Origin of the sequence: Enterobacter sp. A103 (assembly GCF_034427535.1) — a bacterium.
Classification (GTDB): Bacteria; Pseudomonadota; Gammaproteobacteria; order Enterobacterales; family Enterobacteriaceae; genus Enterobacter; species Enterobacter asburiae_B.
The window spans coordinates 656,921-675,230 of sequence record NZ_JAXQPQ010000001.1; the positions used below are offsets into that span (position 1 = coordinate 656,921).

The window sequence follows — 18,310 nt, forward strand, 5'->3', positions numbered from 1 at the left end:
GAAAATTTCCCGGCTGATTTACCTGCCCGGTTATTTCTCCATATAGCCTACACATTCCGTCAATAATGACTCGACAATGCCCGTTCAAAATCGCTATTGAGACAAAACTCTTTTTACATTTAGCGTTGCACATTATCCCTGTTACTTAAAGACTTTATGAAGTTGGCTGAAATAATGAACATGGAACTTTCTAAATATTTCTCCCCTAAAAAGCTGGGCATATATTCCCTGTTCCTGCTGCTGTCCTGGGGATTACTTTATATCTGGCTGATGCTGGTACACAAAATGGATGAAAAAGTCGCCTCTACGCTGCTCTCTTCACCCATCATTTATAGTTGCATCGCATTGTCGGTTGTCTCTCTGATAGTCCAGAATAAAGCCGGCGCGTTGACTGAGCTACTCGTCGTCGCCTTCTGGCTGTTGGTGATTTTTGTTTATCTCATTATTACGTTCACCGTGCTGTTAAACGCGATGCCCGATATCGAGGATCTGATCTTTTACTACGAGTGTTATTTGATCATTTTTTTTGGTGGAGCCCCGCTGTACCTTATTATGAGAATGATTTGAGCCGTTGCTCCACATAGCCTCCACAAACCGCCCATTTCCGCTAAACAGGCGCGCGGTAGACTCTCCCTCACGCTATTTTGCACAAAAATAACTCACCTAAGAATCTGATAAAACTTATCCATAATGATGAACCGTAATAATCTTCGTTCTTCTGAACCTGCCGGAGTGATGCACTCGCTAAAAAAACTCGCGATACGGCACCGGAAAAAACTGGTTGTCACTTTTTTCCTGGTGGTGGCCGAAAACGTGACGTTTTTACTTTATCCCGTTCTGGCTGGCATCGCGATAAATGCCATCCTCGCCGGTGAAACGCTTAACGCCGCGCTGTATGGCCTGATGGTGCTTTGCATGTGGTTCATCGGAGCGGCCAGACGAAGCGTAGACACGCGCACGTTTGCACGCATTTATGCCGGACTCGCGGTTTCCGTCGTCCTGGCACAGCGCAAATACCAGCTCAACCATTCGGCGATCGCCGCCAGGGTAACGCTCTCGCGTGAATATGTGGATTTCTTTGAAATGCACCTTCCCCTGCTTATTACCTCGCTGAGCTCACTTTTTGGTGCCGCAATCATGTTGCTGTTTATTGAATTTTGGGCCGGCGTCATGTGCTTTGCGATTGTATTTATCCTGCTCGGATTTGTCTCAGGATATGCCCGTAAAAATGAATGGCTGTTCATGCGCCTGAATAATCGGCTGGAAAAAGAAGTGGATTATGTTCATAAGGCGGGCACGGCTACCCTTCACCGCCATTACTCCACGCTGGCGCGTTTGCGTATCGCATTATCTGACCGCGAGGCGTGGGGTTATTTGTGGGTCGGCGTGCTTGTTGCCGCGCTTTTTACGCTGACCATCGTCTGGATGACGCGCTCAACCGGCATCACCGCCGGACATATTTACTCGGTGATGACCTACATGTGGATGTTCGCGACGAGCCTCGATGACGCGCCGCAGCTTCTTGAGAAATTTTCGCAGCTCAGGGATATCGGCAAGCGCGTATCCACTGATGATGAAATTCACGTAACCGGACGTTAATTTAATGCCGCATTTTTTTATTGAACGCCCCGTTTTCGCCTGGGTTGTAGCGCTTTTTATCGTCCTGGCAGGGCTCCTGTCTATTCCCCGTTTGCCGGTTGCGCAGTATCCGGCGGTGGCGCCGCCTGGAATCATTATTTCCGTCAGTTACCCCGGGGCCAGCCCCGATATCATGAACACGTCGGTGGTATCGTTAATCGAGCGCGAAATCTCCGGCGTAGATAATTTGCTCTACTTTGAATCATCCAGTGACACAACCGGTTCGGCATCGATTACCGTCACCTTTAAACCGGGCACGGACATCAAGCTGGCGCAGATGGATCTGCAGAATCAGATTAAGATCGTCGAGCCTCGTCTGCCTCAGGCGGTAAGGCAAAACGGCATCAACGTCGAGGCCGCTAACTCTGGCTTTTTAATGATGGTGGGGCTGAAGTCGGCGACGGGTCAATTTGAGGAAGCCGATTTAAGCGACTATTTTGCCAGAAACGTCAGTGACGAGCTTCGTCGCGTGCCCGGCGTAGGGAAAGTTCAGCTCTTTGGCGGCGAAAAAGCGCTGCGCATCTGGTTGGATCCCATGAAGCTCCACGGCTACGGGCTTTCGGTAAGCGATGTTCTTACCGCCGTTGGCCAGCAAAATGCCCTGGTTTCGCCCGGCAAAACGGGAGATGAGCCAGCCTCTGCAGGACAAGGGGTGACGTATCCCATCACCGTGAAGGGACAGCTCTCCTCGGTAGAGGCGTTCAGAAATATCACCCTGAAATCTGACGCATCCGGTGCCCGCCTGAAACTGTCCGACATTGCGCGGATTGAATCTGGCCTGCAAAGCTACGCCTTTGGTATCCGTGAAAATGGCGTGCCCGCAACGGCGGCAGCAATCCAGCTCTCGCCTGGCGCGAATGCGATGAGCACGGCTTCCGGCGTACGGGCGCGCATCGACGAACTTTCCCGGGTGTTACCCGAAGGAATGGCGTTTACGATCCCCTTCGACACCGCGCCGTTCGTGAAACTTTCTATCATGAAGGTTGTTCAGACATTTGTGGAAGCGATGGTCCTGGTCTTCCTGGTTATGCTGCTGTTTCTGCACAAGATACGCTGTACGCTTATCCCGGCGATTGTTGCTCCCGTCGCCCTTCTTGGCACCTTCACCGTGATGCTATTGAGCGGCTACTCCATCAATATTCTGACGATGTTCGGCATGGTGCTGGCGATAGGGATTATCGTTGATGATGCCATCGTGGTCGTGGAGAACGTTGAACGACTGATGGAGGAAAAAAGCCTGTCCCCGCGTGACGCCACGCGGCAAGCCATGCAGGAAATCACCCCGGCGATTATTGGCATCACGCTGGTGCTGACCGCCGTCTTTATTCCCATGGGATTTGCGGAAGGATCCGTCGGGATTATCTACCGACAATTTTGTATTTCCATGGCGGTCTCCATACTGCTGTCCGCGTTTCTTGCCCTGACGCTGACGCCTGCCCTGTGCGCAACGTTACTCAAGCCGCATAAGCCAGGAAAGAGAGGCGGAAGGTTCGCGGTCGGGTTTAACGCGCGCTTTCGTTCGCTCACCGCCAGTTACGAAGCCGGGCTGGGTGCCGTTCTGAAGCGAACCGGACGTATGCTGCTCCTGTACGCTGCGCTTTGTGCTGCGCTGTTTCTGGGATTGTCTTCGCTACCGTCTTCTTTTCTGCCGGATGAAGATCAGGGCTACTTTATGTCCTCAATCCAGCTGCCTTCTGATGCCACGATGCAGCGTACCCTCAACGTGGTTAAAAAATTTGAAGAGGAAATTGCGGCCCGGCCGGATATTGAAAGCAACATTATGATCCTGGGGTTTGGATTTTCAGGTTCAGGACCTAACTCGGCTATGGCCTTCACCACGCTGAAGGACTGGAAAAATCGGCAGGGTTCGACGGCTCAGGGTGAAGCCGACCATATACAGGCCAGCATGGCGAACGTCTCTGATGCCGTCACGATGAGCCTGCTCCCGCCGGCCATTTCGGATATGGGCACCTCGTCGGGCTTCACCTGGTACGTGCAGGACAGAGCGGGACTGGGCTACGAGGCGTTAAAGCGCGCTGCCGACGCTCTGGTCCTGCAGGCCAATCAGCGTCCTGAACTGAGTGACGTGTATATAGACGGTCTGCCGGAAGGAACAAGCCTTGCGCTCCAGGTGGACAGAGAAAAGGCGGAAGCAATGGGCGTCTCATTTGATGAAATCAACCAGACGCTCTCCGTCACCCTGGGCTCAAATTACGTCAACGACTATACGAACAACGGCCGCGTTCAGCAGGTGATCATTCAGGCCGATGCGCCCTACCGAATGCAGCCTGAGCAGATGCTGACATTATCAGTGAAAAACCGGATGGGACAGATGGTGCCGGTATCGACGTTTGCCACGCTTTCCTGGCACGTTGCGCCGCAGCAGTTGACGCGTTATCAGGGATATTCGGCTATTCGCATTACCGGAAATGCGGCGCCGGGAGAGTCCAGCGGCACCGCAATGAAGGTTATGGAGAGTTTGTCCAGAGATTTACCTCAGGGCATGGCTGGCGAGTGGGCAGGGAGTTCATTGCAGGAGAGAAAATCGGAATCTCAGCTTCCGGGCCTTATCGTCCTGTCGATACTGGTCGTGTTTATGGTGCTCGCCGCCCTGTACGAGAGCTGGTCTATTCCGTTTGCGGTCATGCTGGTCGTTCCGCTGGGTCTTATTGGCGCGGTGATCGCGGTGTCCGTTGCCGGCATGACGAATGACGTTTTCTTCAAGGTCGGCCTGATTACGCTTATCGGCCTGTCGGCCAAGAACGCCATTCTGATTGTTGAATTTGCGAGGCAGCTCCATCGCCAGGGGCAGCCCCTGCTGGCGGCAACCATTCATGCCGCCGGCCAGCGCCTGCGCCCTATTTTGATGACGTCGTTAGCCTTCACCTTAGGGGTTGTTCCGTTGATGCTGGCCCGTGGGGCGAGCGACAGTACGCAGCATGCCATCGGTACCGGCGTATTTGGCGGCATGATTAGCGGTACGCTTCTCGCCATTTTCTTCGTACCGGTTTTCTTTATCGTCATCGCGCGCTTCATCGACAACCTCAGGAAAGCGTGAATACCCTCGCGGGATCGCGCTTCCTCGCTGGTTGGATGAGGTGAACCTGTTGCCGGGTGATATACTGGACGAATGCTGAAATTTTGAGCCCCCGCGAGTCCGCGGCGCATTCTTCGGGGCAGGCGTCTTCGGAGAACAGCGAGAAATATCGTGACACAAGGGGCTGTGAGTGGGCTATAATTTCGAGCTAATTTCGAATGATTTTGAAATACTGCCTGTAACGCTATGAATTACAAGGCAAAATTAGCAATGAATATAAGGATTAAAGCTATGGGTTTTCTTTCCGGTAAGCGCATTCTGGTGACTGGCGTTGCCAGCAAACTGTCCATCGCATACGGCATCGCACAGGCAATGCATCGCGAAGGCGCTGAGCTGGCGTTCACCTACCAGAACGACAAGCTGAAAGGCCGTGTTGAAGAGTTTGCCGCGCAGCTGGGTTCCAGCATTGTTCTGGAATGTGACGTTGCACAAGACGAAAGCATCGACGGCATGTTTGCTGAACTGGCAAAAGCATGGCCGAAATTCGACGGTTTCGTTCACTCCATTGGCTTCGCTCCTGGCGACCAGCTGGACGGCGACTACGTGAACGCGGTTACCCGTGATGGCTTCAAAATCGCTCACGACATCAGCTCCTACAGCTTCGTTGCGATGGCGAAATCCTGCCGCGCGATGCTGAACCCGGGCGCAGCCCTGCTGACCCTGTCCTACCTGGGCGCTGAGCGTGCTATCCCTAACTACAACGTTATGGGCCTGGCGAAAGCCTCTCTGGAAGCCAACGTACGCTACATGGCGAACGCAATGGGTCCTGAAGGCGTGCGCGTTAACGCCATCTCTGCAGGTCCTATCCGCACCCTGGCAGCTTCCGGTATTAAAGATTTCCGTAAAATGCTGGCACACTGCGAAGCGGTTACCCCGATTCGTCGTACTGTTACCATTGAAGATGTGGGTAACTCTGCAGCATTCCTGTGCTCTGACCTTTCCGCTGGTATCTCCGGTGAAGTGGTTCACGTTGACGGCGGCTTCAACATCGCTGCAATGAACGAGCTGGAAATTAAATAAGCTGTGACTCTCTTCCCGCACGGGAAGAGAGTTTTCCCCCCGCACCACCCCTTCGTTATTCCGTTCTGCTATTTGTTATCACCTAACAATATTTTTCCCTTTATCTGCCTTACGCCAGGATATTGATCGCCATTTTGAGATCAAGGAACGCACATGGAACAACGCCGTTTTTCCGGCAAAGGCCACTGGTATCACGAGACCCAGTCGAACCACGCGCAGACAGATGTTCTGCCTCTGGTGCCCGAAGCCGCTAACGTCGACGATCGTTTTTTGCTCGATTTAGCCCTGCCTGATGAGATTGTCGCCGCCTGTTCTGGCTGGCTTACCCCTGCCAGAGCCTTGTGCCACCAGCTGTTTCCGCTCTCGATTCCCGTGAACCGCCTGCATACGCTCAGCGCCTACGATCGGCTCAGCACCGCGCTAACGGTCGCCCAGGCCTGTGGCGTTCAGCGGCTCTGTAACCATTACGCCGCCCTCCTCGCCCCGCTTCCCGGCCCCGACTCCTCGCGTGAAAGCAACCGACGTCTGGCGCAAATTACGCAGTATGCCCGCCAGCTCGCCAGCTCTCCTGATGTGATTGATGATAAAGCGCAGAACCAGCTTGATGAGGTTGGCCTGTCAATATATGACATTGTGGTGATTAACCAGATTATCGGCTTTATCGGTTTTCAGGCGCGCGTGGTCGCGGTTTTTCAGGCGCTGTTAGGACACCCCGTTCGCTGGTTGCCAGGCCATCATATTCAGCCGCACACGCTGCCCGCGAGCCACGCCGCCTGGGTGCCGCTGTTGCCCGTCGTCGAGCTGCGCTATGCGAGTGCGCATCAGCTTGAGTCGCTGTCCCGCTGGCAGGCAGAACCCGCGCTGGAGGCGCTGACGCCGGTCCTTTGCCATGAGCCTTCGCTGCTCGACCTGACCGGAGAAATCCTGTTAAACACCCGCGAAGCGATCCCGCTGACGTCTCCCGCGCTTTCGGCGGCGGTCGAACTGCTGACGCGCTCTCCGGACCGCTTCAGCGCCGCGCAGTTTACCCCGCTCACGGATCAGGGACTCCCCGGCGAACATGCCATCACGCTGCTTACCCGGAGCGCGTTTGATGGCTGGCTCAATCGTCTGAAAGTCGCGTTTGGTAAAGAGGAATAACCATACTAATTACCCAAAGAGCGCTTGCTGAGACAGTGAGAATCGCGTAAAACTGTCAGCCGCTCAATGGCTACGAAAATAGAACATTATGTTTCAGGACAACCCGCTGCTAGCGCAGCTTAAACAGCAACTGCATTCCCAGACGCCGCGTGCAGAAGGGGTCGTAAAAGCCACGGAAAAGGGCTTTGGCTTCCTTGAGGTTGACGCGCAGAAAAGCTACTTCATTCCGCCTCCGCAGATGAAGAAAGTGATGCATGGCGATCGCGTCATGGCCGTCATTCATACCGAGAAGGACCGCGAGTCTGCCGAGCCGGAAGAACTGATCGAACCGTTCCTGACCCGTTTTGTGGGCAAGGTGCAGAGAAAAGACGATCGTCTTGCTATCGTGCCGGATCATCCCCTGCTGAAAGATGCTATTCCCTGCCGCGCCGCCCGTGGCGTTGAGCATGATTTTAAAGAAGGTGACTGGGCCGTAGCAGAAATGCGCCGTCATCCTCTGAAAGGCGATCGCGGTTTTTATGCTGAGCTGACCCAGTTCATCACCTTTGGCGCCGATCATTTCGTACCATGGTGGGTCACGCTGGCACGCCACAATCTTGAAAAAGAAGCGCCGAACGGCGTAGCGACCGATATGCAGGACGAAGGTCTGACGCGCCGCGATCTCACCGCGCTGGAGTTTGTCACCATCGACAGCGCCAGCACGGAAGATATGGATGACGCGCTGTACGCTGAAGAGAGCGCCGATGGCAAACTGCATCTGACCGTCGCCATTGCCGATCCAACCGCCTGGATTGCCGAAGGCAGCAAGCTGGATGACGCGGCGAAAATCCGTGCGTTCACCAACTACCTGCCGGGCTTCAATATTCCGATGCTGCCGCGCGAATTGTCAGACGATCTCTGCTCGCTGCGTCCAAATGAAGTGCGCCCGGTCCTTGCCTGCCGCATGACTATCGCCGCAGACGGCGCGATTGAAGACGATATCGAGTTCTTTGCCGCCACCATCGAATCGAAAGCCAAGCTGGCCTATGATAACGTCTCCGACTGGCTTGAAAATACCGGTAGCTGGAAACCTGAATCAGACGCCATTGCCGCGCAAATCCGTCTGCTGCATCGCATCTGCCTGAACCGCGGCGAGTGGCGTAAAACCCATGCGCTGGTATTCAAAGACCGCCCGGATTATCGCTTTGTTCTGGGCGATAAAGGCGAAGTGCTGGACATCGTGGCCGAACCGCGACGCATTGCGAACCGCATCGTTGAAGAGGCGATGATTTCCGCCAACATCTGCGCCGCACGCGTGCTGCGCGACAAGCTGGGCTTTGGCATTTACAACGTCCACACCGGTTTTGATCCGGCGAATACCGAAGCGCTGGCGGCCCTGCTGAAGACTCACGATGTGCACGTTGATCCGGAAGAAGTGCTGACGCTGCCGGGCTTCTGCAAGCTTCGTCGCGAGCTGGACGCGCAGCCGTCGGGCTTCCTGGACAGCCGCATTCGTCGCTTCCAGTCCTTCGCTGAAATCAGCACCGAGCCTGGCCCGCACTTTGGCCTTGGACTCGAAGCTTACGCCACCTGGACATCGCCGATCCGTAAGTATGGCGATATGGTTAACCACCGTCTGCTGAAAGCGATTATCAAAGGTGAAACCATTGCCCGTCCTCAGGAGGACACCACGCTGCAGATGGCCGATCGTCGTCGCCTGAACCGCATGGCGGAACGTGACGTTGGAGACTGGCTGTACGCGCGCTTCCTGCAGGATAAAGCCGGTACGGATACCCGTTTCGCCGCAGAGATCATCGATATCAGCCGCGGGGGCATGCGCGTCCGTCTGGTCGATAACGGTGCTGTCGCGTTTATTCCTGCGCCGTTCCTGCATGCGGTTCGTGACGAAATGGTCTGTAGCCAGGAAAACGGTACCGTGCAAATTAAAGGTGAAACAGTTTACAAAGTCACCGACGTGATTGACGTCACTATCGCCGAAGTTCGCATGGAAACCCGCAGTATTATCGCGCGCCCTGTCGCCTGATAACCGGTTCAATTGTCGGTCATTTCCTTTCCGGAAGGGCCGACAATTTTTCTTTTTATCTCCGCCACAAAATCATTATTTTTCCTTACTATTTTCAGTATCCCTTCGCCCAAAGCCGCCATAATTATCTACAGTAAAAGAGTGTTGTTATATTCGGTTACGTGAATTTCTATACGCTCAGTATCCTTTTTAACCTGACTCGTTTTATTATAAGAAAGCAGGGAAAAACAACAGGTTCACTTCGGTTTTGCCGCTGTTTCTCAACGGAAAAGTCGACAGCAAATGAATAATTTGTGCGCTAATGAACAGCTGCGGGAGAAAACATGATGGACGATCTGGAGCAGAATTTGCTGTTTCGCTACATGGGGACTCACAGCCCGTGGTGGCGCCTGTCAGCTGACAGCAACGCTCTGCACCTTTCCACCAGCGAAAATGCCGATGTCACTCAGGTCGTGGCGCTGGACGATGAACAGGCCGATCTCATCCGTCATTTAACCGTTATTACCTCCAGTATTTCCATGTCGCTCTCCCTGTACGGAGAAGATGTCCCGGTTCATCTTGTGGGCCGTAAAATTACCCGCAACGAGTGGGCAGGCACCGCTTCCGCCTGGAACGATACGCCCTCCGTGGCGCGCGATCTGGCTCAGGGACTTTCATTCGCGGAACAGGTTGTCTCAGAGGCCAACTCCGTCATTGTTATCCTCGATCAGCACGGCAATATTCAGCGTTTTAACCGGCTTAGCGAAGAGTACACCGGCCTGAAAGAGCAAGAGGTCATTGGTCAGAACGTATTTAAGCTGTTTATGAGCCGCAGCGAAGCGGCAGCCTCAAAGCGCAATATTACCGGTTTTTTTCGCAACGGCAGCTCCTACGAAGTTGAACGCTGGATCAAAACGCGTAAAGGGCAGCGGCTGTTTCTGTTCAGAAACAAATTCGTGCACAGCGGCAGCGGTAAAAATGAAATTTTCCTTATCTGTTCCGGGACCGATATTACCGAGGAGCGCCGCGCTCAGGAGCGGCTGCGCGTGCTGGCCAATACCGATACCATCACCGGCCTGCCAAACCGCAATGCGATCCACGATCTGATTTCTGACGCCATCGATAACCGCGGCGACACGCAGGTGGGCGTGGTGTATCTCGATCTGGATAACTTTAAAAAGGTCAACGACGCTTACGGGCATATGTTTGGCGATCAGCTGTTGCAGGCTGTCGCCCTCGCCATTTTGAGCTGTCTGGACGAGGAACAGGTGCTGGCGCGTCTTGGCGGCGATGAGTTTATCGTCATGGCCACCAATACCTCTCAGGGCTCTCTGGAGGCGATGGCGTCGCGCATTTTAACCCGTCTGCGCCAGCCGTTCCGAATCGGTCTGATTGAGATTTATACCGGCTGCTCTCTGGGTATTGCCCTCGCCCCGCAGCACGGAAACGACCGGGAAAGCGTTATTCGCAACGCCGATACCGCCATGTACACCGCCAAAGAGAACGGCCGGGGCAAGTTCTGCGTCTTCTCACCCGAGATGAACCAGCGCGTGTTTGAGTATCTCTGGCTGGATACCAACCTGCGCAAGGCGCTGGATAACGATCAGCTTCTGATCCACTATCAGCCGAAAATAACCTGGCGCGGAGAAGTCAGAAGCCTTGAAGCGCTGGTCCGCTGGCAATCGCCAGAACGCGGCCTGATCCCGCCGCTGGAGTTTATCTCTTATGCCGAGGAGTCGGGGTTGATTGTGCCGCTGGGCCGCTGGGTGATGCTCGATGTGGTTCGCCAGGTGGCAAAATGGCGCGATAAGGGAATAAACCTGCGCGTGGCGGTGAACGTCTCTGCACGCCAGCTGGCCGACCAGACCATCTTCAGCGACTTAAAGCAGGCGCTGAAGGATCTGAATTTTGAATACTGCCCGGTCGACGTTGAGTTGACCGAAAGCTGTCTTATCGAAAATGAAGAGCTGGCGCTGTCCGTGATCCAGCAGTTCAGCAGACTCGGGGCGCAAATTCATCTGGATGATTTTGGCACCGGCTACTCTTCCCTTTCTCAGTTGGCCCGCTTCCCTATCGACGCCATTAAGCTCGATCAATCTTTCGTCAGGGATATTCATAAGCAGTCTATTTCCCAGTCGCTGGTGCGCGCTATCGTCGCGGTGGCGCAGGCGTTAAATCTGCAGGTGATTGCCGAGGGTGTGGAGAATGCAAAAGAAGACGCCTTTCTGACCAAGAACGGCGTCAACGAACGGCAGGGTTTTCTGTTTGCTAAGCCGATGCCCGCTGCCGCATTCGAGCGATGGCTAAAACGATATCAAGTGCGAAATCAACGTTAACTGGCTTTACGCAGGCCCGCCGCGTGATGGCGGTTTTGCAGCGTGACCAGACGCTCCATGTAGGCGATATCTTTCGGCTCCAGGCAGAAAGCGGCATCAACCCAGTCTTCCGTGATGTCCATCAGTTCACTGCGGGGCAATTGCAGAACGCGCGTACGGGCGCGCAGCATCGCCCTTACGCCATTCAGTTTTGGCCGCAGCGTATCGATGAAGGTTCGGGTGGAGACATAGCTTTGTCCCGGTTCAAACAGGACATCCACCAGCCCGTGCTGTTCGTACCATTCAGCCGTATGGGATTCCCCTTTGTAGATGAGTTCCTCCGCCAGCTTCATGCCTGCACGGCGTGCAACCAGGGAATATCCTCCCATACCCGGAAACAGGTTGAAGGCTATCTCCGGGAAACCTAAACGGGCATCGCGCTGAGCCAGGACGAAATGGTGCGCCAGAGCGGCCTCAAACCCGCCCCCTAACGCACTGCCTTCTACCATTGCCAGAGTGATGGCTCCCGTATCAAACCCCCGTGAGGCCGCATGGACGCAATCAACGCAGGCGCGAGCGTACGCCCGTAACGCTTCCCGACGTCCGTTCTGAATGCACTCGACGAAGAACTGTAAATCTCCGCCCGTATTGTACATCTCGGGAACCAGCGATCCGGTTACCCAAAAATCAACCGCAAACCCAGACTGGCGAACCAGCCATGAAAAGTTCATGATCTCCTCTATTAACGCATGGTTAAAGCAAGGACGTGGCTGAGCCCGCAGCATCATCCAGACCGTGTGACGCTCCGCCTCGTAATATCCTGACAGCTGCGTGAACCGTTCAGTATCGGTAAACAGTGTGCAGGTAGGCTGATTGATAACTGTCATAGTCTAATTCCTCTTATAAAAAAGCGCCTTGCGCGCAGTTTTAGACTAATCCAGTCATTAAGCCTGCTGCATGAGGGGGAATAAATTTATCACTTACGTTTATGTAATTTAGTTATTGCATTTTTTCCCTTCTCTTTTGATCCTATTTTCTGCATCATTGAAAATATTAACTTTTCGCGCCTGGGGTGAGATTATGTCGACTATTGACGCACAAGCTGTAGCACAACGAATTGATACCGTGCTGGATATCCTGGTGGCGGGCGATTATCACTCTGCTATCCGTAATCTCGAGATCCTGAAGTCTGAACTTCTTGCTCAGAATGGTGCTGACAATGCGCCAGAAAACAGACAGCCAAAAGCGCCGTGGGAAGTTTAATCCCACCGTCTCCGACCTCGTTTCGCTTTATTAAATGGATGCTATGAATTCCCGACAACAACTCATTTTGCAGATGGTCATCGATCAGGGACGCGTAAGCGTAGTCGACCTCGCTAAAACCACTGGCGTGTCTGAAGTCACCATCCGCCAGGATCTTAATCTGCTGGAAAAACAGAGCTACCTGCGTCGCGCGCACGGATATGCTGTCCCGCTGGACAGTGACGACGTTGAGACGCGCATGATGAATAACTACGCGCTCAAACGTGAACTGGCGGAATTTGCCGCGTCCCTGGTGAACAACGGCGAGACCGTCTTTATTGAAAACGGCAGCAGCAATGCCCTTCTGGCGCGCACGCTTGCCGATCAAAAAGACGTTACCATCATCACCGTCAGCAGCTATATCGCGCACTTGCTCAAAGAGACGCGCTGTGAGGTGATTCTGCTGGGCGGTATTTACCAGAAAAAAAGTGAAAGCATGGTAGGCCCGCTGACCCGTCAGTATGTCCAGCAGGTACATTTCAGCAAGGCCTTTATCGGGATTGACGGCTGGCAGCCGGAGACAGGTTTTACCGGCCGGGATATGATGCGCTCCGACGTGGTGAATGCCGTGCTGGAAAAAGAGTGTGAAGCCATTGTGCTGACCGACAGCTCTAAATTTGGCGCCGTTCACCCATACACGATGGGCCCGGTTTCACGCTTTAGCCGCGTGATTACCGATGAACGGTTGAGCGATGCGCACCGTAATAAACTGGAAGATGACGGGCTGATCGTCAATATTATTAAAACGACCGCCTGAGTTCCCTCCGCGCCCGAATTTCGGGCGCAAACGCCCTTCTTTCTCTGAGATGATTCCTGGTACTCCTTTAAGAGTTTTTACCTGTTTAACCTGCATTAAAGTCGTAAAATTAATGTTAGCGATATAACAGGAAGTGACTATCACTTGCGTGATTACGTAACGCCTGCGCGACCAGCTTTCACGGAGAACAGAATTAAGTATTCGATTCGTCTATACTTAACGTGTACATCTTTCCGTGAATCGATAATTCAGGAGAAAGTATTATGACCTTAACCAGCAAAAAATTAGCCGCCGCTGTTCTGGCAATCACTGTAGCAATGTCCCTGAGCGCGTGCTCTAACTGGTCTAAACGTGACCGTAACACCGCTATTGGTGCCGGTGCCGGTGCTCTCGGTGGTGCAGTATTAACGGATGGTAGTACGCTGGGTACATTAGGTGGCGCTGCTGTCGGTGGTATTATCGGTCACCAGGTTGGCAAATAATTATTATCTAAGCCTTCCCCGGTATTGCGATATTTGAACGCATTTCAGGTCTGACATACGCACGTATATAACACGAGCCACGGCATTTGCCGTGGCTCATTTATTTTAACCGCCTGCCAGTTTGACTTTCATACCTTTGGCTTCCAGCAGAGATTTTATTAAATCGCGCTTATCTCCCTGGATTTCAATAATGCCGTCTTTCACGGCGCCGCCGCAGCCACATTTTTTTTTCAACTCGGCCGCCAGCTTTGCCAGTTCAGCATCATCCAGGTCAATGCCGGAGATTAGGCAAACCCCTTTCCCTTTTCGTCCACTGGTTTGACGCTGGATCCGAACGATGCCGTCTCCCTTTGGACGTTCCACTTTCGCTTTCGGTTCGTCTATACGCCCGCCATCGGTTGAATAGACCAGACGGCTGTTGGAATCGGTCATTAGGCCCCCTTTTTCAGCGATGCGTTGATAGCCTTAAGCGTCTCAGCCGGGTTGGCAGACTGCGTTACCGGACGCCCGATGACCATGTAGTCAACGCCAGCAGCCAACGCCTGCTCAGGCGTCATAATACGGCGCTGATCGCCCACTTCGCTGCCTGCAGGACGAATACCCGGCGTAACCAGTTTAAAATCCTGGCCCAGCGCTGATTTGAAACGTACCGCTTCCTGCGCGGAGCAGACGACGCCATCCAGGCCGCAATGCTGCGTCAGACGCGCGAGACGTTCGGCATGCTCGGCGGGTGACAACGTCACGCCCAGGTCGCGTAGATCGTTTTCGTCCATACTGGTTAGCACGGTGACCGCAATCAGCAACGGTGCATCTTTACCGAACGGCAGGAGCGCCTCACGGGCGGCCGTCATCATTCTTGCCCCACCCGATGCGTGGACGTTGACCATCCATACGCCCAGCTCTGCGGCTGCGGCAACCGCGTGCGCCGTGGTATTCGGGATATCGTGGAATTTCAGGTCGAGGAAAACGTCAAAGCCGCGCTGCTGCAGATCGCGAACGATTTGCGGTCCAAACAGCGTGAACATCTCTTTGCCAACTTTCAGACGGCAGTCGCGAGGGTCGATGCCGTCGACAAACGCCAGTGCAGCGTCACGCTTATTGTAATCGAGCGCAACAACAACAGGAGAATCCGTAATTACGCGGGAAGTGGAGGATGTAACAGACGTCATGACCAGCCCTTTTCGTCTATGGGCGCGCAGCGGCGCGGAACAGATAAACGGCCAGCATTCTACCTGCCGACGCCGCAAATTGACAGGATCCATTTACGCGCCTGCCAGGCCGGCAAACCGCACGGAGCACAGGACAGTGGAAAAACCATCAGTATGTTGTAACTAAAATGCGGCATTTTAAAAAATTATTGCCCGTCCAGGCCGCGGATTGGCTTGATGGTGGACCAGGCGCGGCAGGAAGGACAGTGCCAGTAGAGCGTATACGCGGTAAAACCACACTTCTGGCAACGATAGCGCGGCTTGCTGCGCACCTGTTCGCCAACCATGTCGCGCAGCACCATCAGGCTCTCTTTGGCGCGCCCTTCTTCAGCGTCGTTCAGGTGGTAATCCATTAGCTTATGGAACACCCGCATGGTCGGATGACGCTGCAGCTGACGCGTAATATAAACCTGCGCGGTGTCGCTTCCCTCATACTGCTCAACGACGTCTGAGAGCATCAGTTCAGCGGTGGCGCCAGTATTTTCTTCCACGCAGCGACGCAGGAATGCTACCCACTCTTCCTGCTTGTCGAGCTGTTGATAGCAGGTTTGCAGCATTTCCAGCGTTTCACTGACCAGCTCTTTGTCCTGGTCGATAACCCGCAGCAGGCTTTCAACGGCTTTGGCGTAGTCGCCATTCGCCATAAAGACGCGCCCCATCATGATGGAGATGCGCGCGCTGTTGCGGTCCGCCGCGGCGCCTTTCTTCAGCAGCGCCATGGCTTTATCCATGTCGTCGTTGCCCATCTGCTGAAGCGCAAGCTCACAGTAGAAATGGGCGATCTCAACGCGCTGCTTATCTTTACCCAGCTTCACCAGACGTTCAGCGGTATCAATGGCTTTCTGCCAGTCGCTGGTGGCCTGATAAATCTGCAGGAGTTGCTGCAATGCCCCGATGCGAAAATCTGTTTCATCCACCAGCTGCGCGAACATATCTTCAGCGCGATCGTACAACCCCGCGGCCATGTAATCCCGCCCCAGCTGTTGCACCGCAAGGAGACGTTGATCGTAGGTCAGCGAGGCGCTTTCCATCAGAGTCTGATGAATACGAATGGCGCGATCGACCTCGCCGCGCGAGCGGAACAGGTTGCCCAGGGTGAGATGCGCTTCAACCGTCCCCGTATCCTCTTTCAGCATATCGAGGAACAGATCTACCGCTTTGTCCTGCTGATTGCTCAGGAGGAAGTTCACCCCCGCAACGTAGTCGCGGGAGAGCCGGTTGGCCTCATCCTGTTTTGTTTGTTGCGCACTTCTGCGGCCCATATACCAGCCATAGGCTGCGGCTACAGGCAAAAGCAGAAACAACAACTCCAGCATAGTCGATTATTCCTTCACGACCGGCACACCAGAGCTTTCCGGAATGTCAGACGCAGGGGCAATGTTATTTTCGAGTCGCTTAATTTTACGTTCAGCGCGCGCAAGAGAAACACGGACTTTCAGCCAGAACAGACCGCAAACCAGCCAGCCAATGGCAAAGCCGGCAGCAAATAAGACCGCCAGCAGGCTCGAGACGCGATACTCACCCTGAGCCAGCAGATAGTTAAACGTCACCTGCTGATCGTTTTGTGCACCCAACGTGACTGAAATGACAAAAATCGCCAATACCAGTAAGAAAATGAGTAAATATTTCACATTACTTCCCGTTATGTGGTTCAAGCGAATAAAGTGTGTTCAATTCACCGCAATCAGCCTTATAAACTACCATTTTAGCGACGAGCGCGAAACGGAAAAAGTGTCGCGCAGGTCATGGATCTATGGGCAAAATACGGAATATCAACCGTCAGGCGTCTGTCTGGTCCCTTTCGGCTATTTCTTCTTTCTCTTCTGGCGGTGGCGTTAGCGGGCCGCAGAATCGTTCAGTGAGCCAGGTCGCCATCATAATCAGCAGCCATGAGATGAGCGTGGCGACGACCAGGTCCCGCGGCCAGTGCATCCCCAGCAGCAGGCGGCTTCCCATAACCCCGGTCGCCCAGATCAGTAAAATCACGATAGTGATCGTTCGACGCCTTGGCCAAAGCAGCCCAACTCCCAGCAACGCCCAGCTGGCCGCAAACATGGTGTGGCCGGAAGGAAACGCGAACCCGGTCTCTTTCTGCCAGTGTTTACGCAAGAATTTCGGGATATCCTGCTGTTCCGCAAGCTGTTCTTTCACCAGCGCGCCGCGATCTTTACGCTTTAAATTGTAGAACTCATCTACCGGAACATGATGCGTTTTTTCCAGCCAGACGACAAAAGGACGCGGCTCCTGCACGCGATCTTTAACCCAGGACTTCACGCCCTGACCGACAAGGATAGCGCCCCCGAGGATCGCAAAGAGCATCAGCGCCGCGCGCAGACGAAAGCGCAGGCACCACAGAAACCAGGCGCAGAGGAGTACGTGGGTAATAATCCCCCACGGCTGGGTGACCGTTTCCGTTATCCAGTATAACGTTTTCAGCCACGTGGCATTATGCCCGGGCTGCCACATCCAGCCTGAAAGCCATACGGCCAGAGGCATAATCAGTAAAATGGCCGCACCTGCTGCCGTACGTCTGGCGATTGAAAGCATGTCTTCTCCTTTTTCGCTAAGCGTCACAATCATAACTGAAATTAATCATCCGGGTGGATATGTCGGATCGTGCGTTTAACGTTCATATAGCATGGTGCCCATTAGGCGAACCTGCTGAGCTTGTGGCAAAATGAACTGATACAGAAAGCAAAACAGGGCAAAGGCACGAAACGTGTCAGCCTACTCTGGAGAATCACATGCAGCTTAAACGTGTGGCAGAAGCCAAACTGCCAACCCCATGGGGCGATTTCCTGATGGTGGGTTTTGAAGAACTGGCAACCGGACAGGATCATGTCGCGCTGGTTTATGGTGACATTTCAGGGCAGACGCCGGTTCTGTCCCGCGTCCATTCAGAGTGTCTTACCGGCGACGCGCTGTTCAGCCTGCGCTGTGATTGTGGTTTCCAGCTGGAAGCCGCCCTGTCTCATATTGCAGAAGAAGGTCGCGGTGTGCTGCTTTATCACCGTCAGGAAGGTCGTAATATTGGTCTGCTGAATAAAATCCGCGCTTACGCGCTTCAGGACCAGGGCTACGATACGGTTGAAGCAAACCATCAGCTTGGCTTTGCCGCTGACGAACGCGACTTCACCTTGTGCGCCGATATGTTCAAGTTGCTGGGCGTGGACGAAGTTCGCCTGCTGACCAATAATCCGAAAAAAGTGGAGATCCTGACCGAAGCGGGGATCAACATCGTCGAGCGCGTACCGCTGATTGTCGGCCGAAACCCGAAAAACGCCCACTACCTGGATACCAAAGCCGCCAAAATGGGCCATCTGCTGAAAGAGTGATGCTAAAGCCCGGC

General features: G+C 54.0%; 17 protein-coding genes. 11 read left to right on the plus strand and 6 right to left on the minus strand.

Annotated features, from left to right (window positions below):
- Positions 1-180 precede the first annotated feature (180 nt).
- The 7 genes from SPH27_RS03155 to pdeR all read left to right on the plus strand — a co-directional run bounded on the left by SPH27_RS03155 (position 181) and on the right by pdeR (position 11,233).
- On the plus strand, positions 181-567 hold the full coding sequence (locus tag SPH27_RS03155; protein ID WP_176690043.1) for a transporter: 387 nt from the start codon (positions 181-183) through the stop codon (positions 565-567).
- 123 nt (positions 568-690) lie between these two features.
- Positions 691-1,599, plus strand: a complete 909-nt coding sequence (locus tag SPH27_RS03160) for an ABC transporter six-transmembrane domain-containing protein (protein WP_063441951.1) — start codon at positions 691-693, stop codon at positions 1,597-1,599.
- A 4-nt stretch (positions 1,600-1,603) separates the two neighbouring features.
- Positions 1,604-4,696, plus strand: coding sequence for a multidrug efflux RND transporter permease subunit (locus SPH27_RS03165; RefSeq protein ID WP_182071737.1), 3,093 nt, complete (start codon positions 1,604-1,606; stop codon positions 4,694-4,696).
- Positions 4,697-4,966: 270 nt separating this feature from the next.
- The gene (fabI, locus tag SPH27_RS03170) at positions 4,967-5,755 is read left to right on the plus strand and encodes an enoyl-ACP reductase FabI (protein ID WP_003856831.1); all 789 of its coding nucleotides are present in this window, start codon (positions 4,967-4,969) and stop codon (positions 5,753-5,755) included.
- A gap of 153 nt (positions 5,756-5,908) precedes the next feature.
- Positions 5,909-6,895: a CMD domain-containing protein gene (locus tag SPH27_RS03175; RefSeq protein WP_045143074.1), complete on the plus strand. Its 987-nt coding sequence runs from the start codon at positions 5,909-5,911 to the stop codon at positions 6,893-6,895.
- An 88-nt stretch (positions 6,896-6,983) separates the two neighbouring features.
- Entirely contained in the window at positions 6,984-8,918 is a 1,935-nt protein-coding gene (locus tag SPH27_RS03180; RefSeq protein ID WP_182071738.1) for an exoribonuclease II, read from the plus strand.
- 323 nt (positions 8,919-9,241) lie between these two features.
- Complete coding sequence (pdeR, locus tag SPH27_RS03185; protein ID WP_182071739.1) at positions 9,242-11,233, plus strand: cyclic di-GMP phosphodiesterase; 1,992 nt, start codon at positions 9,242-9,244, stop codon at positions 11,231-11,233.
- On the opposite strand, the gene SPH27_RS03190 is transcribed toward pdeR, so the two are convergent.
- Positions 11,230-12,099, minus strand: a complete 870-nt coding sequence (locus SPH27_RS03190) for a crotonase/enoyl-CoA hydratase family protein (protein ID WP_039263551.1) — start codon at positions 12,097-12,099, stop codon at positions 11,230-11,232. The genes pdeR and SPH27_RS03190 overlap by 4 nt on opposite strands.
- Before the next feature lie 193 nt (positions 12,100-12,292).
- On the opposite strand from SPH27_RS03190, the gene SPH27_RS03195 reads away from it, so the two are divergent.
- From SPH27_RS03195 to osmB, 3 genes are all read left to right on the plus strand, one after another.
- Positions 12,293-12,475, plus strand: a complete 183-nt coding sequence (locus SPH27_RS03195; protein ID WP_024907126.1) for a hypothetical protein — start codon at positions 12,293-12,295, stop codon at positions 12,473-12,475.
- Positions 12,476-12,518: 43 nt separating this feature from the next.
- A complete protein-coding gene (locus SPH27_RS03200; RefSeq protein ID WP_023312063.1) occupies positions 12,519-13,271 on the plus strand; it encodes a DNA-binding transcriptional regulator YciT in 753 nt (250 codons plus the stop codon).
- A 263-nt stretch (positions 13,272-13,534) separates the two neighbouring features.
- The gene (gene osmB / locus SPH27_RS03205) at positions 13,535-13,753 is read left to right on the plus strand and encodes an osmotically-inducible lipoprotein OsmB (RefSeq protein WP_008501216.1); all 219 of its coding nucleotides are present in this window, start codon (positions 13,535-13,537) and stop codon (positions 13,751-13,753) included.
- 105 nt (positions 13,754-13,858) lie between these two features.
- Here osmB and yciH read toward each other — a convergent pair whose 3' ends face one another.
- The 5 genes from yciH to pgpB form a co-directional block, all read right to left on the minus strand.
- A complete protein-coding gene (gene yciH, locus SPH27_RS03210) occupies positions 13,859-14,185 on the minus strand; it encodes a stress response translation initiation inhibitor YciH (RefSeq protein ID WP_182071742.1) in 327 nt (108 codons plus the stop codon).
- A complete protein-coding gene (pyrF, locus tag SPH27_RS03215; RefSeq protein WP_045355906.1) occupies positions 14,185-14,922 on the minus strand; it encodes an orotidine-5'-phosphate decarboxylase in 738 nt (245 codons plus the stop codon). The genes yciH and pyrF overlap by 1 nt, the downstream gene beginning before the upstream one ends.
- Positions 14,923-15,107: 185 nt before the next feature.
- A complete protein-coding gene (gene lapB / locus SPH27_RS03220) occupies positions 15,108-16,277 on the minus strand; it encodes a lipopolysaccharide assembly protein LapB (protein WP_023335944.1) in 1,170 nt (389 codons plus the stop codon).
- A gap of 6 nt (positions 16,278-16,283) precedes the next feature.
- Positions 16,284-16,592 carry a LapA family protein gene (locus tag SPH27_RS03225; RefSeq protein WP_023312067.1) on the minus strand — a complete coding sequence of 103 codons (309 nt, stop codon included), beginning with the start codon at positions 16,590-16,592 and terminating at the stop codon, positions 16,284-16,286.
- A 148-nt stretch (positions 16,593-16,740) separates the two neighbouring features.
- Positions 16,741-17,508: a phosphatidylglycerophosphatase B gene (pgpB, locus tag SPH27_RS03230; protein WP_048979149.1), complete on the minus strand. Its 768-nt coding sequence runs from the start codon at positions 17,506-17,508 to the stop codon at positions 16,741-16,743.
- Positions 17,509-17,705: 197 nt separating this feature from the next.
- On the opposite strand from pgpB, the gene ribA reads away from it, so the two are divergent.
- Positions 17,706-18,296, plus strand: a complete 591-nt coding sequence (ribA, locus tag SPH27_RS03235) for a GTP cyclohydrolase II (RefSeq protein WP_008501210.1) — start codon at positions 17,706-17,708, stop codon at positions 18,294-18,296.
- Positions 18,297-18,310 lie beyond the last annotated feature (14 nt).